Source organism: Streptococcus sp. 27098_8_134, from assembly GCF_041431675.1.
GTDB classification, from domain to species: domain Bacteria; phylum Bacillota; class Bacilli; order Lactobacillales; family Streptococcaceae; genus Streptococcus; species Streptococcus sanguinis_R.
This window is the reverse complement of sequence record NZ_JAPVYD010000004.1, coordinates 70,808-88,942: the sequence shown is the minus strand read 5'-3', so window position 1 is coordinate 88,942 and position 18,135 is coordinate 70,808. Positions and strand designations below refer to the sequence as shown.

The window sequence follows — 18,135 nt, the reverse complement described above, 5'->3', positions numbered from 1 at the left end:
AGGAGTAGCTATTGGTAGTAGATTTAAAAAATTATCTTGAAAGAATATTAGTCGAGTTAGGTGCTGCTACAATAAAACACCGTGAGAAAGTCAGTGGATTCTTACTAGACAATGAATGGTTTGGTGTGTCTATAAATCTTGATGATTATACTATTTCTGAAAAAGATGCTGAAGTTCTTAAAAATCACATCAAAGACTATCTAACAACACCTCCTGGAATTAAGAGTATGGAAGGAATCTTTTCAAAAAAATTTCCTTCTACAAGTGAGTTATTCGTACAATTTGCTGAAGAAGAAAAGCTGAGTGAAACAAATCGTTTCTATCTACTTGATTTTTTAGCATACTACTTAACAAAAGATTTGTTTCTATATAGTGATGCTGAAGTAGAGACCTTAGTAGAAGTAGCAACAGAAGTTCTTACGAAGTCACAAGGCAATATCCTCATTCAATTTATTAAATGGCTACTCAATAAAGGCGTTACTCGTTATCGAGTAAGTTTTGAAATGACAAAGCGTTACACGATTGAGAGTGCAAATGGAGCGTATGAATTAGATGAATACCTTGGATTAATGTACTACCTATTCAACGAAAACTACATCATAAAAAATGATATGTTGTGTAAAGCAGCAAATTCAAAAAACTATGCAGATACATGGTTGTATCTAGGGTTACATTTTATTTGCGCACTAAGATCAACAGACTTAGAAAGATTAGGACATCCTAAATTAACAAGAGAACCATTAGAAGTTTTAGAAGCAGTAGTAGATGGAACTTGGAGTAGTAGTGAAGCTAGAAGGACTTTACTAAGTATTACAACAAGATTGACTTATTTAAACTTAACACCTAATAAAACCAAAAACGCTTCTAATGTTGCTCAGTTAAAGTTTCATGTCCCAGAAAGTTGTCAGGTTCTTATTGGAACGTTATTGGCTATCTGTGAGGCACATTTCCAACTTCAAATACCATACAATGCAGAAAATCCATTGATCAGACAAATTAAAACTTATGAAAAGATTACTAGTTATATGGGGGAGGAAATCGGAAATTTATTTTTAGAGCGTAACTTTAGTAGTCGTTCTGCAAACAAGTCCTACTTACAATCTGTCGCAATGTTAGCAGATGATGTTCTTGAAGAAAAGTCAGAACTGAATATTAAAGGTTATTTTCTAGCAGCATTAGCTCGTAGCCATAAAGGGGATTTTAATGAATTTGCACAAACTACAACAACGTATCTAAAAGATGCCCAACTCGGACAACTAAAACCTGAAATGGTTGCAAAAGAGCTATTTGAACGAGGCGTATTATCCATGATTCCGTCTATGCTCTTGACCATTGTAACTAGAGGAAAGTATAAAAAATTAAGTCCAAGCCAACAAACTCAAATGATTAAAAGTTTAGATTTAACGCCAATTGAAATTGAAAAAACGTTGGAATTGAGTATTAGGGCTGATTCACGTTCGCAACAAGCATTAAAAACTCTAGTTGAAAATAATGTTGATCCTGAACAATTACTGACGATCTGTCATCGAATTGGTAACGGAGAAGCTTTTTCTAAGCAAGGAGAGAGTATGTGTCTTTTATCTGCACTAGGGAAACTATGTTCCTATGATGACCGTCAGCATTGCGTCGGCTGTCAGTATGAATTACAAACAAAATCTACCTTGCTTTTGTTAATTGGTGAGTTTAATCGACTCAATAAACAATATCAAAAATTAAAGAATGAACTTGAACGAGGAAAGGTTCGAGCCATTCTTGAGAAGCAGATTAAACCATGTCTTACAGAAATGTTGCAAGCTTTATCAGAACAGTATGGCGAAGCTGTATTGTCTGATTATGAGGATATTATTAAGGAGTTAGTCAGTTGAATAATCAATCAAAATTATTTCGTAAAGTAAATGAAATTATCCTGTTTGATGACAATATGATTGAGAGCGCAAAAGAATGTTTTCAAGACTATGTTGAAAAAGGGATTATTCTAACCACCAATTTTGAAGAAAATAAATGGGAAACGACTAATGAATATTCTAACGTTAGCTTCATTTTTAACTTGAATAAATTCCAATATAAAAGGTTTTATGAACAAGTATTTCAATTATCTTTTGATGATTTTGTTACCTACTTAAAGAGTTTTATAGTGCTATCTATGGAACATCATGTTTTAATCACTCTCCAAGCCTTTTTAAGAGATATAAAGAAATTAGTCAAAGAACTAAAAGTGAACGAAGTCTTCTCATTAGCAAATATGAAGATTTCCAACCCCTCAGTATGTATAGATTTTCTTTCTACACTACCATGTTTAGAGAGTAACGAATTAACCCAACTGATTGAGCAACTAGATGAACTTTTAAATGTTAGTTATCAACTGAACACTAAAAAACAGCGAAAGTTAGCCCAATTTCAATCCTATTTTTTATTTAATGATATTTTAAACGACTATTGGGTTAAATCATTATCAGATGAGGAAAGATTGTTTTACTACCCTCTTTACTTATGGTGGCAAATAACAGCAGTAGTACCACTTAGACCAAGGGAGTTTTTGCTCACTCAGAGAAATTGTCTCACAGAAAAAGACGGAAAATATTACTTAACTCTCAGACGAAATAACTTAAAAGGAAAAGACAAGGGAGTATCCCATAAAATTTCAGAGGATTATTATTTAACAACTTACGAAGTACCATTTAAGCTTGCGAGTGAGATTTTAAATTATTTAGAGCTAACCAAAGACTTATCATCTACACAGTTAGATACCCTATTTGTGACAGACTCTCATTATCGGAAATGGAAACGTATTGCTAGTACTAAAAACCGTTTCTTGACGTACAGTAACTTAAATACAATTTTAAAATATTTCTTTAATGAGATTGTATCTCAACAGTATGGGTATTTTGTCCATCATATCAATTCCCCAAATCAATTAGACGATCATGAGATTAATTTCATTCATATTGGAGATACTAGACACATTGCAATGATCAATCTGATAGCAGAAGGAGCTAGTCCAGTAACAGCAATGCTCTTAGCTGGACATGATAGTATCACAACATCTTCACATTATTTTTCAAATCTGAGTCAGTTTATTGAATGTAGGAGCTATCAGCTTTATCGTAAATTAACAAACTCTCAAACGTCTTACGCTATAAGTAAAACTCAACATAAATACACCATTAATAAAAACTATGTTCCTCTTGATAATAAGGGCAGATGTTATTCACCTCGATTTGCGGAAGGTGATTATTCAGACTGTCTTAAAGTCATTAGCTCACATGCAGAGCTTGGTGCTTGTACTAGTTGTCCATTTTACAGAAAAGCTGGAAAAGATTATTTCTCTATGGATAAATCCTTTAAGAAATCAATCGACGAGGAAGCTTTAATTGTAGATGAGGCTATAAAAAGAGTTCGACAAGGAAAGGGGAATATAGAAGATATTGGTGAGGCGTTATTAAAACTTAAAACAGTTAGTCATTCTTATCAAGAATATCTAACTGAAAAACATTTATCCTTACAGGAGTTCTCAAATGGCGAGAAAGAAATATATTGATAATCAAGAATTGCTATTATTATTTGAACATTATTTACTGGAACATTGTTCGAATAATCCTAGACTATTCAAAATTCCACAGTTTGGAAATTACCTTAGAAGCAACGGATTTCCGCAGGTTGCAGACACAACGATTAGAAGAAACAAAGAATTTAGACAAACCCTTAATGATAGATTGGAACTATTTGAAGACGACACTTATCAAACAGTTATAACGTATAAAACTCTAGATGTAGAACGTTTCTTAATAACCAATAGAACCCCTAAAGCAATCAAATCAGCATTGATGGAACTTAACAATTATTATAAAAGAGTTGTTGATGCAGCAATAGAATATAAGGAAGAAGCCAGTAAGCTCAAAACAAGAGTTTCAGAGTTGAAAAATGAGGTAGCACAACTTAATGAAAAGAATGCTGAAATAAAGGAGCAGACAGCGTTAAACAAAGAATTATTAGAGGAAAACAAAAAGTTAAGGAATCTTCTTAAAACTAGTTTGTATCCTGATATTGCGAATGAATTGTTAAAAGAAGAGGGCTTGTTAAAATCTGATCAGCAACTAGTAACTAAGAAGTATCTTAGTGAGAATGTTATTACTTCAGACACAAAAATATCTTTTGAAAAACATACTCATACTGAAAAGCAAACAAGCAAAAGTAAGATTTTGGAAATAAAAGACTTACTGGATAATAAGACTAAGTATTAGGAGGAGAAAATGTCAGACTTAATCACTGATTTTCCAGCCTTATTGAACTATTGGGACTTTGACAAGAATATCAAAATAGATGTAGAAAAAATAACAATTACCAGTAAAAAACACATTAACTGGAAATGTCCTACCTGTTCTTATGAATGGAAAGCAAGTACATCAAAATCTTATAAGAATATTCAAAATCATTCAAAAATCTGTCCAGTATGTGAGCTTGGAAAAGTGTTCATAAAAGGGGAAAACTCTATATCTGCAAGGATTCCTAACTTTCTAAGGTACATAAACTTTCATTATGAAAATATAGAAACCATTCAGGAAGAGATTGATAATTTATCTTTTTCTTCAAAGAGGTTATTTCACTTCAAATGTCCTACCTGTCATGTTGGTTGGAAAGATGTAGCAAACACTTCTAAATTAATCAATAAACATAATCAAGAGCTTGTTCATGTTGGATGTAATGAAAGTACACATTTTGTACCTTACACTAAAGCATACCCTAATCTTCGGAAAATTTATCTTCCAGGGGAGCAAAACAATGTAGAGTTTAATGATTTGAAGTTAAATGACAATGTTACAATCCCTAGAAATTGGAAATGCGACAAATGTGACCATATCTTTAAGTTGTCTATTGATCGGCTAATTTCAAGAATCAAAAGAGATGGTTTCTATTGTAATAACTGTAAAGCAACATTTGATACCGTAATTAAAGTGAAAGCCAACCCCCTATTGCATACAGATAGAAATCTTTTTAAGCAATTTATTCCAACTCTTGTAAAAAGTAATATGATTGATAGCTTATCCGACATCTTAGTAAGATGGCAGTGTTTTAAGTGTTATGGTCAATATGACTGTAGTGTTGTTAAAAGGCATCTCGAAGGCTGCCCTTATTGTGATGATAAGTTGATGTTAAAAGGGTATAATACTTTACAAGAAACTCATCCTTATTTAGAGAAATTTTGGGATAAAAGTAATGATAAATCTATTTCTGAATACTGGCATAAGTCTTCTGAATGTATAAATTGGATATGTCCTTGTTGCAATGTCAATTTTCATTGCAGTCCTAATGAAATGATTTCAAGAACCGACTTAGAGAATAGTAATTTTCAAACTTGTCCTAATCATTGTGATTGGGATACACTTGTTTTTAACAATGATATACTCTATAATTTCCCAAAATTACAGGAAGAATGGAGCGATAAAAATGGATTGCCTGTTCATTTAGCATTGAGCCACATTGAAACAAAAAAATATTGGTGGAAGTGTTCTGTTTGTCAAGGTGAATACCTTTGTTCAATTCCAATAAGAAAAGAAGTTATAGATAGCTGTCCATATTGTAATGATGAACAAGCATTAAAAGGTTATAATACAATTGCAGATACTTATCCTGAGTTGTGTGACCTTTGGAGTAGCAAGAATGTAGAAAAACCTGATGAGGTGACGAAATCGTCAGAAACCGAGAATAAAATATTTAATTGGATTTGTGATTGTTGTGATTTAGAATTTCAGGAGAGATTAGGGATTGTTCTAGGTGTGTTTACAAACAATAATTCTAATAGTCTCAATTCTATATGTCCTTACTGTAATAAAAAAATTCCTAAACCAAATGAAACACTAAGCTATGTTAAACCGTACTTAAACAATGAATGGGTAAAAGAACTGAATGGTGATATTGATACCTTCTTTTATGATTCAAATGCTTTAACCAATTGGATTTGTCGAAAATGTCACAGAAGTTTTAAAGCAAAAATTTCTGATCGCCACAAATACGACCAATGTTGTCCATATTGTTCTTTTAAGAAGACTGCAAAAGGTTATAATGATCTTGAAACAACACATCCTTGGTTAATTAAAGAATGGTCATCATTAAATAAACAAGAAATGTCTTCAGTAAGGGCAAATTCAACATATAATGCATGGTGGAAATGCCCTGTATGTACTGGAGAATATCAGAAAATTATTAAAGAAAAATTTTACAGAGAAAATTCTTGTCCATACTGTAGAAATCAAAAAGTATTAAAAGGATTTAACGATTTAGCAACAACGCAACAAAGTCTAATGAATGAGTGGGATTATCTAAATAACTCCTTGATAGTAAGTCCAACTGAAATTACAGAGTTGAGTATTCTGCCTGTATGGTGGATATGTCAAGAAAATCTTAATCACCGTTACAAAATTCAAGTAAAAGAAAGAATGGCATACAAAAAACGCAATAAAAGGTCGTGTTCCATTTGCAAAGGCCACAGAAGAAAGCAAGAACACTTTGTACAGTTTGAAAAAATATAGATAAATAAAAACACTCTAAATTTCATTAAATTGATATTAGAGTGTTTTTTTATTGTCAAAATGTACATTTGAAAATTTTTTAGTTTTCACTTAAATAAAGTACATTTTCAACTGAATTGAGAGTAGTAAAAAATTCCAGTGTTCACTTAAATAAAGTACATAATTGAGTATAATTGGCTTAAAAAATTTTTTTGGTTATCCTTTTGTAATAAGGTTGGACTATATATGCCCTCTATCATCTTTCCGAAAAACTATAATTTTCTTGAAAAATATATCTGGATATGCTATACTACTGTTATAGAAAAAACGGAGAAATATAATGAGACGTGAACTGTTATTAGAAAGAATTGATAAACTCAAGGCCACTATGCCCTGGTACATTCTGGAATATTACCAGTCTAAGCTGACGGTGCCTTATAGTTTTACAACCTTATACGAATATCTCAAAGAATATGATCGCTTTTTTAACTGGGTGCTAGAATCTGGTATCACGGATGCTTCGCATATTGCTGAGATTCCTCTATCAATCTTGGAAAATATGACCAAAAAAGACATGGAAGCCTTCATTCTTTATCTGCGCGAGAGACCGCTTCTAAATGCTAATACAACTCAAAACGGTGTTTCTCAGACAACCATCAACCGGACTCTTTCAGCTTTATCTAGCCTCTACAAATATTTGACTGAGGAAGTGGAAAACGAGCAGGGTGAGCCCTACTTCTATCGAAATGTGATGAAAAAGGTTGCTACTAAGAAGAAAAAGGAAACCCTGGCTGCTCGTGCAGAGAATATTAAGCAGAAGCTCTTTTTAGGGGATGAGACGGAAGAATTTCTCCAGTATATTGATACGAAGTATCCCAAGAAGCTCTCTAATCGCGCTCTGTCCTCCTTTAACAAAAACAAGGAACGTGATCTAGCCATCATTGCCTTGCTACTAGCCTCTGGCGTTCGTCTGTCTGAAGCTGTTAATCTGGATCTGAAAGACATCAATCTCAAAATGATGGTCATTGAAGTGACAAGAAAAGGCGGAAAAAGGGACTCTGTCAATGTTGCTGCTTTTGCCAAGTCCTATTTAGAGGAGTACCTGAGTATTCGAAGCAAACGATACAAGGCCGAAAAGACGGATACAGCCTTCTTTTTGACTGAATACCGAGGCACTCCGAATCGAATCGATGCTTCCAGTGTTGAAAAAATGGTGGCCAAGTATTCTGAGAGCTTCAAGGTACGAGTGACGCCTCACAAACTCCGCCACACACTTGCTACACGTTTATACGATGCAACCAAATCTCAAGTTCTCGTCAGTCATCAGCTAGGGCATGCTAGCACTCAGGTAACGGACCTCTACACCCACATTGTCAATGATGAACAAAAGAACGCTTTGGACAAATTATAAATTACATAATTTAAAATATGTAAATAAAGCAATAATAACAAAAGAGCGAAAATCTAGTTTAGATGCTTCGCTCTTTTTCTTATAAAAACTCAATCCAATAATTACGATGAGGTTCAACAATCAGCGGTTTGCCCCAGAAGTGCTTGAGATGTTCTAGATTTGCTGCTGTGACAGGTCGATTTTTGGCGTTGTACTTTTCGGCGCTTTCTCTAGTTAGGAAACATTTGACCGCTTCGTAGGAACCTTCTGCTGTCTCTCTATTCAATCCTTCGAAGCTAATTTCATCGCCTGGCTGAGGATTGTCCGTTAAGAGTTTTCCGATAAAGTAGACCGTTTTACTTTTCATCAAATCGTAAGCCTTGATATTCTCTATTCGATTGTTAGCTGCCGCAAACATGATGCAAAAGCTGTCTACAAGATCTTTCAAGGGCATCAGATCTTCCTTGGGAATGAAGACATCTACCATGTAGAGCCCGCCAATGACTAGGTTTTGGAAAGAAGGTTGCTGAATAACATTATCTAACGCCACGCCAAGCGGCAATTTCACGGCTTGATAGCCTGATTTTTCAAATTCTTCTTTCTTTTTCTCATAATCTTCTTCAGATATGCTAACATAAAAATTGTCTGGATTAGGAGATGGTTTTTTCTTCAGAAAAGCTACAACTGTGCGGTCCAACTGCTCAAACAGACCAAGGCTTTCTAATGGGACTTTCTGCATCAAGATACCTCTTTCTCTGATTCCCTATCATTTTATCATATCTGGCAGATAAATCCTAGAGAAAACTAGCTGGTCAAGGAAACGTAAGAATGTTGTTGATTTGAAATATACTGTTTACATGAAAAACCAAACTCTTCGAGAGCTTGGTTTTCTTTATGTCATATTTTAACCGACGATTGCTTCAGCAATCTCTTCTCTGCTGATTCCAGCAAAGTAGCGGCTAATATCAATCGTTTCAAGAGCTTTCAAAACATCTTCACGTTCATATTTAACACCGCGCAGCACATCTTCTACTGCTGCTACATCCTCAATACCAAAGAAATCTCCATAGATTTTAATGTCCTGAATCTTAGATTCAACAACATTGGCAAAGATTTCTACCTTACCACTGGTAAACTTGGTGCCACGACGTACATTGTATTCAGGTGATTTACCGTAGTTCCAGTCCCAAGTTCCAAACTTGCTATCTCTGATTTGCTTGATTTCTTCCAGTTCTTTCTCAGAGAAGACATATTCTGTCATTTCTGGATATTCTTTCTTCATATACTCCAGAAGCAGGTCGCGGAATTCTTCGACAGTAATCTTTTCCGGCAATTCATTGATAATATTTGTCACGCGAGCACGGACAGATTTAACCCCTTTTGATTCGAACTTGTCTTTAGAAACCTTAAGCGCATTGGCCAAGACAGACAAATCAACATCAAAGAGCAGGCAACCATGGTGCATGATACGGCCGTTGATATAAGCCTGCGCATTGCCACAGAACTTCTTACCGTCAATTTCCAGGTCGTTACGGCCGGTGAATTCAGCCTTTACCCCAAGCTCTGCCAAGGTGTTGATAACCGGCGTAGAAAAACTCTTGAAGTCAAAGGCACGATCTTCGCTTTCCTTGGAGATAATGGTGTAGTTGAGGTTGTTTAGATCGTGATAAACAGCTCCACCGCCGCTGATACGACGCACGACCTCAATGCCATGCTCACGAACGTAATCACGGTTGATTTCTTCGATGGTATTTTGGTGACGCCCAACAATGATAGAAGGTTTGTTAATCCAAAGCAGGAAAATTTCATCCTCGTCTAAGAGGTGTTTGAAAGCATATTCCTCCAAAGCAATATTAAAAGCTGTATCATTTGAGTAATTAACAATGTATTTCATAAGCTACCTCTTTATACGCTAGAGACTGGAACAATGATGTATGCCCAGTCTAATCTATCTTTTAAATTATTTTTTCTTAGGTGAGTGAACTGCCAATCCCAGTACGTCCGCAAATGCTTCGTACATAACTTCTGAGAAGGTTGGATGACCATGAATGGTCTTAAGCATTTCTTCTACGGTGATTTCCATTTCGATGATGGTTGATGCTTCATTGATTAATTCTGCAGCTGCAGGACCAATGATATGAACACCTAGGACTTCACCGTACTTCTTGTCAGCAATGACTTTAACGAAGCCTTGAGCTGCATCTGAAGCAATGGCTCGGCCGTTAGCAGCGAAGTTGAACTTACCAATTGCTACATCGTATTTCTCACGAGCTTGCTCTTCTGTCAAACCAACTGCCGCTACTTCTGGCAGGGTGTAGATGGCTGCAGGTGTTAGATTGAGTTTAGCAACGTGGTGGTTACCTTTCAGAGCATTTTCAGCAGCAACTTCACCCATACGGAAGGCTGCATGAGCCAGCATCTTAGTACCATTGATATCTCCTGGTGCGTAAATACCTGAAACAGAAGTTTCCATGTACTCATTGACCTTGATACGGCCGCGATCCAGTTCGAACTCGACCTCACCAATACCTTCTAAGTCTGGCACACGTCCGATAGACAGCAGAGCCTTATCTGCTAGAATATCTTCTTTTCCTTCAACCTTGATACGAAGTTTACCGTTTTCTTCGATGATTTCTTCCAACTTGGTTTCGGTTAGAATTGTCATGCCCTTGCGCTCCAAGATGAGGCGAAGGTTTTTAGAAACTTCCGCATCCATAGCAGGAACGATACGGTCCATCATTTCGATAACGGTTACCTTGCTACCGAAAGTCATGAAGGCTTGTCCAAGCTCAATACCGACAACACCACCGCCGATAATAACCAGATTTTCAGGCACTTCGTTCATTTCCAGAATATCATCGCTGGTCATAACAAGAGATGATTCCATACCTGGGACATTGATTTTGCTGACTTTTGAACCACCAGCCAAGATAATCTTCTTCGTTTCTAGCAACTCGCTGCCGTTTACAAGAACATTCTTGTCTTTAGTAATGGTGCCAATTCCCTTATGAACATCTACGCCATAGCTGCGAAGAAGTCCAGCAACACCGCCAACAAGCGTATTAACAACCTTGTTTTTAGTTTCCAAAACCTTGTCCATGTCCACTGAGAAGCTTGGATTTTCGATAATGATACCGCGGTTAGCAGCGTGGCCAAGGCTTTCAATGATTTCAGCATTGTGCAGGTAAGTCTTGGTAGGGATACAGCCTCGATTCAAGCAGGTTCCACCTAGCTCAGACTTCTCAACCAAGGCAATCTTACCACCCAGCTGAGCGGCTTTGATGGCTGCTACATAACCAGCAGGTCCGCCACCGATAACAACGATATCGTAAGCATCATCACTCTTATCATCATCTGTGCTTACTGCCGCTGTTGTAGGAGCTGGTGCTTCCGCAGGAGCAGAGCCGCCAGCAGTTGGGATATTTTCCCCTTCTTCTCCCAAGTAACCAATGACTTCCGTTACTGGAACAGTTTCTCCGTCACCCTTAAGAATAGCAATCAGGTAGCCGTCTTCTTCAGCTTCCAATTCCATGCTGACCTTGTCAGTCATGATTTCCAGAAGGATTTCCCCTTCTTTGACAAATTCGCCGACTTTTTTATTCCATTGGACAATTTGCCCTTCGGTCATATCCACGCCGGCTTTTGGCATAATTACTTCTAAAGCCATTTTTCTTTCCTTTTCTAATTTAATTTTTCACTTGCTGAGTCTTTCGTTTCTTTGCTTTTTAAACTAGCAAAGAAAATCTTATACCAACATTGAAATTGGATCTTCAATCAAAGCCTTCAAGTCCTTCATAAACTTAGCTCCAGCCATTCCGTCAACTACACGGTGGTCAATGGTCAAGCCCAGACTCATAATTGGACGGATAACAATTTCGCCATTAACAACGACAGGTTTCTCCACTGTCGAGCTTACACCCAAAATAGCAGAGTTTGGTTGGTTGATGATTGGCCCAAAGGACTGAACGCCAAACATACCTAAGTTACTGATTGTGAAGGTTGAATTTTGCAGCTCGCTCGGAGCCAACTTGCCTTCCAAGGTACGTCCGATCACATCTTTAAAGGCTACTACAAGCTCTGATAGGCTCATTTTTTCTGCATTGTAGACAACCGGTGTCATCAGGCCATTATCCATACCGACTGCCATTGAAAGGTTGACATAGTTGTGTGTGATAATGGTCTTGCCATCCTCTGTCAAAGTTGAGTTGAGATACGGATGCTTCATCAGTGTCTTCACAACAGCCAGCGAAAGCAGGTCTGTGACAGTTACTTTCTTGCCAGTTGCTTCTATGATTGGATCCAGCACTTTTTTACGCAAGGCCAGCATTTCTGTCATATCAACATCATAGTTGAGGGTAAATGTTGGCGCCGTCAGGTAAGATTCTACCATCCGCTGAGCGATAACCTTTCGCATCGGCGTCATCGGGATACGCTCAATTTCACCGTAAGGAGTGACATTATCAGGCACTTCTTCCACTTTTTCAATTTGAGCAGGAGATTTGATTGTATCGCTCTCAACATTCTCAGGCAAGAAAGCAAGAACATCTTTCTTCATAATCTTGCCACGATGGCCAGTTCCTTGAATCTCTTGCCAAGCGATATTATGTTCTTGAGCAATTCGTTTTGCCAGTGGTGAAATACGCACCACATTTGTATCTTTATAAGTTTCCACGTCTTCTTTGTGGACACGACCCTTTGCGCCTGAGCCAGAAACATCATAGAGGTTGATTCCCATATCATCCACTAACTTTCTAGCTGCAGGAGTCGCTCTTAGCTTATCATCAGCCATGACCTCTCCAATTCTATTATAAGATATTAAGGACGCAGAGGACAATGAAAAAATAGGAGATTGACTTTGTGTTCGATGAACACAAGGAAATCTATCTTTTTTTCACAGACCTCCGTCCGAATTCAATTACATGATACTAAGGACTTGAAAAACGACTGAAAAATAGGAAATCAACGCGGGCTTCGATGAAGCCAAGAAGATTTATCTTTTTTCCGAACTTTTAGCCCAAGTTCAACTTTACAAGTAACTTGGATACGAAACGTATCTCAAGTTACTACGGTTAACGCTATCTGCGACCAACCTAGTAGACTTACTAATTCGCTCATCGGATAAAATCGGTCCGAATAACGATTGTCTGTAATTAGTAAAATTTTAGCTACTTTGACCCTCTACACAAGATTAGATTACATAAAATAATTTATGTAATCTAATTCATAAGAAAGCCTTTTCTTTATTATACCTTATTCTTTATAATATGTCTTCCGAATAGCGTCTTTGATGCTTTCAACGGTCGGAATCATCGCGTTTTCCAAGTTTTGTGCGTAAGGCATTGGCACATCTTCACCTGCGCAACGGCGGATTGGCGCATCTAGATAGTCAAATGCTTCAGACTCAGAAATAATCGCTGAAATTTCACCAATGAAACCACTTGTTTTGTGGGCATCATTAACCAGAACAACCTTACCAGTCTTCTTAACAGAATTGATGATAATATCCTTATCAAGTGGCACCAATGTACGTGGGTCAACCACTTCTACAGAGATACCCTCTTCTGCTAATTCTTCAGCCGCCTGCATGACACGGCGAAGCATTTTTCCGTAGGTAACAACTGTTACATCGGTACCTTCTTTTTTGATGTCACCTACACCGAGTGGGATCACATACTCAGGATCCAGTGGCACTTTACCTTTTTGGTTAAATTCAGACTTGTATTCCAGGATAATGACTGGGTTGTTGTCTCGGATAGAAGCCTTGAGAAGTCCCTTCATGTCAGCTGGAGTTCCCGGTGCCACAACCTTAAGACCTGGAATGTGGGTAAACCAAGATTCCAAAGACTGCGAGTGCTGAGCCGCTGAGCCAACTCCATTACCTGCTGCACAGCGGACAGTCATTGGCACCTGCCCTTTTCCGCCAAACATATAGCGCGTTTTAGCGGCTTGGTTTACAATAGCATCCATGGCGATTACAGAGAAGTCCATAAAGGTCATGTCTACGATTGGACGCAGCCCTGTCATAGCTGCTCCAGCTGCTGCTCCAGAAATAGCTGCTTCTGAAATCGGACAGTCACGTACACGCTCTGGCCCGAACTCTTCCAGCATACCAACAGATGTTCCGAAATCTCCACCAAAGACTCCGACATCTTCTCCCATCAAGAGTACATTTTCATCGCGACGCATTTCCTCAGACATAGCGAGGATGATGGTATCACGAAAAGACATAGTTTTAGTTTCCATTTGCTTTTTCTCCTCTCTTTAGTCTGCGTAAATATCTTCAAAGGCAGATTCAAGCGGTGGGAATGGACTTTCTTCTGCAAACTTTACAGACGCTTCTACTGCTTCTTTGACTCCAGTTTGGATAGCTTCCAGCTCTTCCTCGCTTGCAATCTTATTTTCCAGCAAGTATTTACGAAGATTTTCGATTGGATCTTTTTTCTTCCATTCGTCTACTTCTTCACGAGTACGGTATTTCCCTGGGTCGGAAGACGAGTGTCCCAACCAACGATAAGTGACGCTCTCAATCAAGACAGGTCCTTTACCACTGCGAACATGCTCTACAGCTTTTTGGAAGCCTTCATAGACATCCAGAACATTATTGCCATCCTCGATGAACATACCTGGGATACCATAAGCTGCGCTGCGCTCGTGGATGTGCTCTACATTGGTCATTTTCTTGATATCAGCAGAAATGCCATAGCCGTTATTAATACAATAGAAAATAACGGGCAGATTCCAGATAGAAGCCATGTTGACTGCTTCGTGGAAGACGCCCTCATTGGTAGCACCATCACCAAAGAAGCAGACAACGATCTTGCCTGTCTTGTGCATTTGCTGGGTCAGAGCCGCTCCAACAGCAATTCCCATGCCGCCGCCCACAATACCATTGGCACCAAGGTTTCCGGCATCTAGGTCAGCAATGTGCATAGAGCCGCCTTTTCCTTTACAGGTACCAGTGTATTTCCCTAGGATTTCCGCCATCATTTCGTTGAGGTTGATTCCTTTGGCGATAGCTTGACCGTGTCCCCGGTGATTAGAAGTCAACAAATCATCCTCGTTCAAAGCCAGCATAGCACCGACATTGGCTGCTTCCTCACCTACTGAGAAGTGAGTCATTCCAGGAACCTTTCCTTTTTTTACAAGTTGAGCAATTTTTAAGTCCATACGACGGATTTCTTCCATCTTACGGAACATCTCTAACAAAAGATTTTTATCTAAAGTTGCCATTTTTTTGCCTTTCTAAGCATAATTCTTCTATTTAATTCTATCTAAAGCTGTAAGCACTGTCAAAACTTTTGCTCACTTGGATTTCACAAAGAAAAACCAGTCAATCCTTTGGATAAACTGGTTTTAGACACCAAAATAGAAATTTCACAAACTTTTTGTGCTAGAGTAGTTTTTACTATTTTGAAACTGTTATACGAAAATAATAGCAGAGCATGCTTTTGATTAGTCCGCCTGTTTAGCAAAGTCCGCAATCATCTGCTCCATTTGCTCGCGACTTGGAGTTGTCAGCATATAGAGGTAGTCGCCTTGCAGCTCTGCAAAAGCGGCTGGCATGTCTTTTTTAACCTTGAAATTATCTCTGTATTTCTCCAGCAAGTCAGCCTCAGGGTAAGCATAGTTCGTTGATGCACGGCGTGAGGTTGCCAGACAATACAGTGGCTCCATGTGTGCTGCTGGGAAAGGCTCTCCTGCTACAATCGCTGCATAGCCTCTGTAAAGATCGATTGAGTGAGCGAAATTATAGACATCAATGGTAAAGCCACCTGCTGGACGGTTATTGTACTCAATGGCTACATAATCATCACCTTCGTGGAAGAACTCAATATGGAAAAAGCGTTCTTTCATGCCGAAGGTTTTGACAATCGCTTCTCCATAAGCACGCAGTTTTGGATCCATATCCTTAAGAACGTAGTAGGAATTGTCCATCTTATAGATCATCAAATCCAGCGGTGTATGGGCATAGTCAAAGGTGGTTGCAAAGACGATCTGACCATCCTTATCTACCAAACCGTCAAAAGTACAGATTTCGCCAGACTGGACAAACTTTTCAAAGAAATAAGCAGTCTGATGATCCCATTCTTGCTTGAATCGTTCGACATCTTCTGCTGTTTCCAATTTAAAGGTCGCAGCTGCTCCTACTCCATTATCAGGTTTGGCAATCAAAGGCAGACCAAGTTTCTTGACAGCCAAATCAGCGCCTGCTTCTGTATTGACAATCTGACCTGGAACGACTGGAACACCTGCTTTTTTAAAGAGTTTCTTCATCTCTGATTTGAACTTGGTCTTTTTTAAATCTTTTGGCTTTGCTCCAAAGACATTGAATTGCTCACGCAACTCTGCGTCCAGTTCTAGCCAGTATTCATTATGAGACTCAATCCGATCAATAGGTCCATGCTTGTAGAAGAGAAAGGCCACTGCTCTTTTTACTTCGTCAAGATTTTCAAGATTTTCTACTCTGAAATATTCGGTCAATGAATCCTTCAAAGGCTGGTCTAGCTGGTCATAAGGCTCCTGACCGATTCCCAGAACAGTAATTCCTTTGTTAGCCAGTTCCACTGTAAACTGCTGAAAATTTTGTGGATAATAGGGAGAAATAACAATATAATTCATAGGAAACCTCCTTTAAAGATTGAGTTCATTAAGGAAATAAGGCATTTGCTTACGCCACCAAATCCAGTCATGGGAAACATCGTGACCCCATTCAGCAAACCAAGCTGGAATATTCTTATGCTCAAAAGCTTCTTTCAGCGTGTAGAAGGAAGGCAAGCCATCCTGCTCCCAGTCGCCCAAGCCAGTACAAACGATAATGTCGGCCTGTCGATAACGGTCAATAAACCAGCCATCATTTTGATTCCAGATATAGTCTGCTGGAGAGTTTTGATAAATGACTTCGTCGTTCAAATTGTCACCAACAAAGAAACGTGCATCATAGACACCACTGAGGGCAATCACTTTATTGAAAACATCTGGATGCTGCAGAAAGAAATTAAGGGCATGATAAGCGCCCATGGAGCAGCCAGTCGTCATCATAGGGTCAAACCAGCCTGTCTTATGCTTGACGAAAGGAATAGCTTCCTCGATGACATATCGCTCATAGGCACGATGCATTTCTGCTCGGTCGTGAGGATGCTTCCAGTCAGCCAGCCAACTCTCGCTATCAACGCTGCTGAGAGTGAAAAACTGGACTTTACCAGCTTCGATAAAACCTGCACAGGCCTCAATCATACCGAAGTCGGCATACTCATTATGGCTGCCGCCTGATGATGCGAAGGCTATAATCGGGAGTCCGGCATGGCCATAGCGATTGATATACATTTCACGGCCTAGATTGCCGCTCCAATGACTTAAAAATTCTACATGCATAGTTTCTACCTCTTTCTCACTGTTTGACTAGATTACCATTTCTCGCTGATAAAACGGAAGCAGTCTGGCAAGTGCTCTGCCCAAGCGATTTCATTATGAATAGCTCCAGACTGGATCTTAATCTGAATATTTGCCAAATCTACCCCAGATACAAGTAACTGTCGGAAATAGCTGAGCGATGAATCAATATAGGCCTGCTTGATGTTGCCAGCCATTAATGTCTTATCTGTATCATCAGCCTCTTCTGTCCCAACATAAATGAAAACTCGCTGGTCTGTCTGAAGTGTCTTTCTCTCAATATAGCGATCGAAAGCTTCCTGATGCAGCCAATTTGCTGATGAAAAGATTCCCAGACAGCCAATCTGATCTTGGTATTCAACACCGATAAACTGGCTGATATTTCCCCCAAGAGAGGAACCAATCATAGCTGTATGCAGCCGATCCGACTTGGTCCGATAATGCTGGTCAATGAAAGGCTTGACGACTTCCATGACAAACTCCGCATACTCCGTTCCCTTGCCGCCAAACTGAATGCCAGGAATATTGGACTCTTGGAACTTCCAAGCTGAATACTCATTCATCCGCCGTTGGCCATCGTTATCAATAGCCACGACAATCATTTTTTCAATATCAGGATTACGCTTGATTGTCGGAATCACCTTCCACGAATGGCCACTGAAAGACTCCTTGCTGTAAAGAACATTTTGTCCGTCGTGAAAATAAACGACCGGATACGACTTATTTGTGTCCTGACTATAGTTTTTTGGAAGCAAGACGCGGACACGGCGTTTTTGCTTGGTATAAGGAACGACTAACTCATGTGTTTTCATTTCAAGATAAAAATAGGATTTATTCATTTTCAGAAAA

14 protein-coding genes are annotated in these 18,135 nt (G+C 38.6%); 5 read left to right on the top strand and 9 right to left on the bottom strand.

The features are described from left to right. Nucleotides 1-11 precede the first annotated feature (11 nt). The 5 genes from O3620_RS09780 (at nt 12) to xerS (ending at nt 7,917) form a co-directional block, all read left to right on the top strand. A complete protein-coding gene (locus O3620_RS09780) occupies nt 12-1,865 on the top strand; it encodes a hypothetical protein (protein WP_064520781.1) in 1,854 nt (617 codons plus the stop codon). After that, on the top strand, nt 1,862-3,538 hold the full coding sequence (locus tag O3620_RS09775; RefSeq protein WP_049422435.1) for a hypothetical protein: 1,677 nt from the start codon (nt 1,862-1,864) through the stop codon (nt 3,536-3,538). Before O3620_RS09780 ends, O3620_RS09775 begins: the two co-directional genes overlap by 4 nt. After that, nucleotides 3,516-4,241 (top strand): hypothetical protein, encoded by a 726-nt coding sequence (locus O3620_RS09770; protein ID WP_049422436.1) that lies wholly within the window; start codon nt 3,516-3,518, stop codon nt 4,239-4,241. Before O3620_RS09775 ends, O3620_RS09770 begins: the two co-directional genes overlap by 23 nt. A gap of 9 nt (nt 4,242-4,250) precedes the next feature. Further along, nucleotides 4,251-6,527 carry a zinc-ribbon domain-containing protein gene (locus O3620_RS09765; protein WP_371601689.1) on the top strand — a complete coding sequence of 759 codons (2,277 nt, stop codon included), beginning with the start codon at nt 4,251-4,253 and terminating at the stop codon, nt 6,525-6,527. Nucleotides 6,528-6,846: 319 nt separating this feature from the next. Beyond that, nucleotides 6,847-7,917, top strand: a complete 1,071-nt coding sequence (xerS, locus tag O3620_RS09760) for a tyrosine recombinase XerS (protein WP_002919017.1) — start codon at nt 6,847-6,849, stop codon at nt 7,915-7,917. A gap of 79 nt (nt 7,918-7,996) precedes the next feature. On the opposite strand, the gene O3620_RS09755 is transcribed toward xerS, so the two are convergent. The 9 genes from O3620_RS09755 to O3620_RS09715 form a co-directional block, all read right to left on the bottom strand. Further along, a complete protein-coding gene (locus tag O3620_RS09755) occupies nt 7,997-8,635 on the bottom strand; it encodes a hypothetical protein (protein ID WP_002919016.1) in 639 nt (212 codons plus the stop codon). 165 nt (nt 8,636-8,800) lie between these two features. Next, complete coding sequence (locus tag O3620_RS09750; protein WP_002919015.1) at nt 8,801-9,790, bottom strand: lipoate--protein ligase; 990 nt, start codon at nt 9,788-9,790, stop codon at nt 8,801-8,803. A 66-nt stretch (nt 9,791-9,856) separates the two neighbouring features. Next, entirely contained in the window at nt 9,857-11,563 is a 1,707-nt protein-coding gene (gene lpdA, locus O3620_RS09745) for a dihydrolipoyl dehydrogenase (protein WP_002919014.1), read from the bottom strand. A 78-nt stretch (nt 11,564-11,641) separates the two neighbouring features. After that, entirely contained in the window at nt 11,642-12,685 is a 1,044-nt protein-coding gene (locus O3620_RS09740; protein WP_002919013.1) for a dihydrolipoamide acetyltransferase, read from the bottom strand. A gap of 461 nt (nt 12,686-13,146) precedes the next feature. Beyond that, complete coding sequence (locus O3620_RS09735) at nt 13,147-14,139, bottom strand: alpha-ketoacid dehydrogenase subunit beta (RefSeq protein WP_371601688.1); 993 nt, start codon at nt 14,137-14,139, stop codon at nt 13,147-13,149. 18 nt (nt 14,140-14,157) lie between these two features. Beyond that, nucleotides 14,158-15,126 (bottom strand): thiamine pyrophosphate-dependent dehydrogenase E1 component subunit alpha, encoded by a 969-nt coding sequence (locus O3620_RS09730; RefSeq protein ID WP_371601687.1) that lies wholly within the window; start codon nt 15,124-15,126, stop codon nt 14,158-14,160. Nucleotides 15,127-15,348: 222 nt separating this feature from the next. Then, nucleotides 15,349-16,515, bottom strand: coding sequence for an acetyl-CoA carboxylase biotin carboxylase subunit family protein (locus O3620_RS09725; protein WP_002919010.1), 1,167 nt, complete (start codon nt 16,513-16,515; stop codon nt 15,349-15,351). 12 nt (nt 16,516-16,527) lie between these two features. Then, nucleotides 16,528-17,268: an esterase family protein gene (locus tag O3620_RS09720; RefSeq protein WP_002919009.1), complete on the bottom strand. Its 741-nt coding sequence runs from the start codon at nt 17,266-17,268 to the stop codon at nt 16,528-16,530. A gap of 32 nt (nt 17,269-17,300) precedes the next feature. Then, the gene (locus O3620_RS09715) at nt 17,301-18,125 is read right to left on the bottom strand and encodes an alpha/beta hydrolase (protein ID WP_002919008.1); all 825 of its coding nucleotides are present in this window, start codon (nt 18,123-18,125) and stop codon (nt 17,301-17,303) included. Between the last annotated feature and the right edge of the window lie 10 nt (nt 18,126-18,135).

What these genes read in the sequence shown, in the direction of transcription:
- O3620_RS09770 (WP_049422436.1), top strand. Translation starts at nt 3,516, where the DNA reads ATGGCGAGAAAGAAATATATTGATAATCAAGAATTGCTATTATTATTT.
- O3620_RS09715 (WP_002919008.1), bottom strand. Translation starts at nt 18,125, where the DNA reads ATGAATAAATCCTATTTTTATCTTGAAATGAAAACACATGAGTTAGTC.
- O3620_RS09740 (WP_002919013.1), bottom strand. Translation starts at nt 12,685, where the DNA reads ATGGCTGATGATAAGCTAAGAGCGACTCCTGCAGCTAGAAAGTTAGTG.
- O3620_RS09720 (WP_002919009.1), bottom strand. Translation starts at nt 17,268, where the DNA reads ATGCATGTAGAATTTTTAAGTCATTGGAGCGGCAATCTAGGCCGTGAA.
- O3620_RS09765 (WP_371601689.1), top strand. Translation starts at nt 4,251, where the DNA reads ATGTCAGACTTAATCACTGATTTTCCAGCCTTATTGAACTATTGGGAC.
- lpdA (WP_002919014.1), bottom strand. Translation starts at nt 11,563, where the DNA reads ATGGCTTTAGAAGTAATTATGCCAAAAGCCGGCGTGGATATGACCGAA.
- O3620_RS09755 (WP_002919016.1), bottom strand. Translation starts at nt 8,635, where the DNA reads ATGCAGAAAGTCCCATTAGAAAGCCTTGGTCTGTTTGAGCAGTTGGAC.
- O3620_RS09730 (WP_371601687.1), bottom strand. Translation starts at nt 15,126, where the DNA reads ATGGCAACTTTAGATAAAAATCTTTTGTTAGAGATGTTCCGTAAGATG.
- xerS (WP_002919017.1), top strand. Translation starts at nt 6,847, where the DNA reads ATGAGACGTGAACTGTTATTAGAAAGAATTGATAAACTCAAGGCCACT.
- O3620_RS09735 (WP_371601688.1), bottom strand. Translation starts at nt 14,139, where the DNA reads ATGGAAACTAAAACTATGTCTTTTCGTGATACCATCATCCTCGCTATG.
- O3620_RS09750 (WP_002919015.1), bottom strand. Translation starts at nt 9,790, where the DNA reads ATGAAATACATTGTTAATTACTCAAATGATACAGCTTTTAATATTGCT.
- O3620_RS09725 (WP_002919010.1), bottom strand. Translation starts at nt 16,515, where the DNA reads ATGAATTATATTGTTATTTCTCCCTATTATCCACAAAATTTTCAGCAG.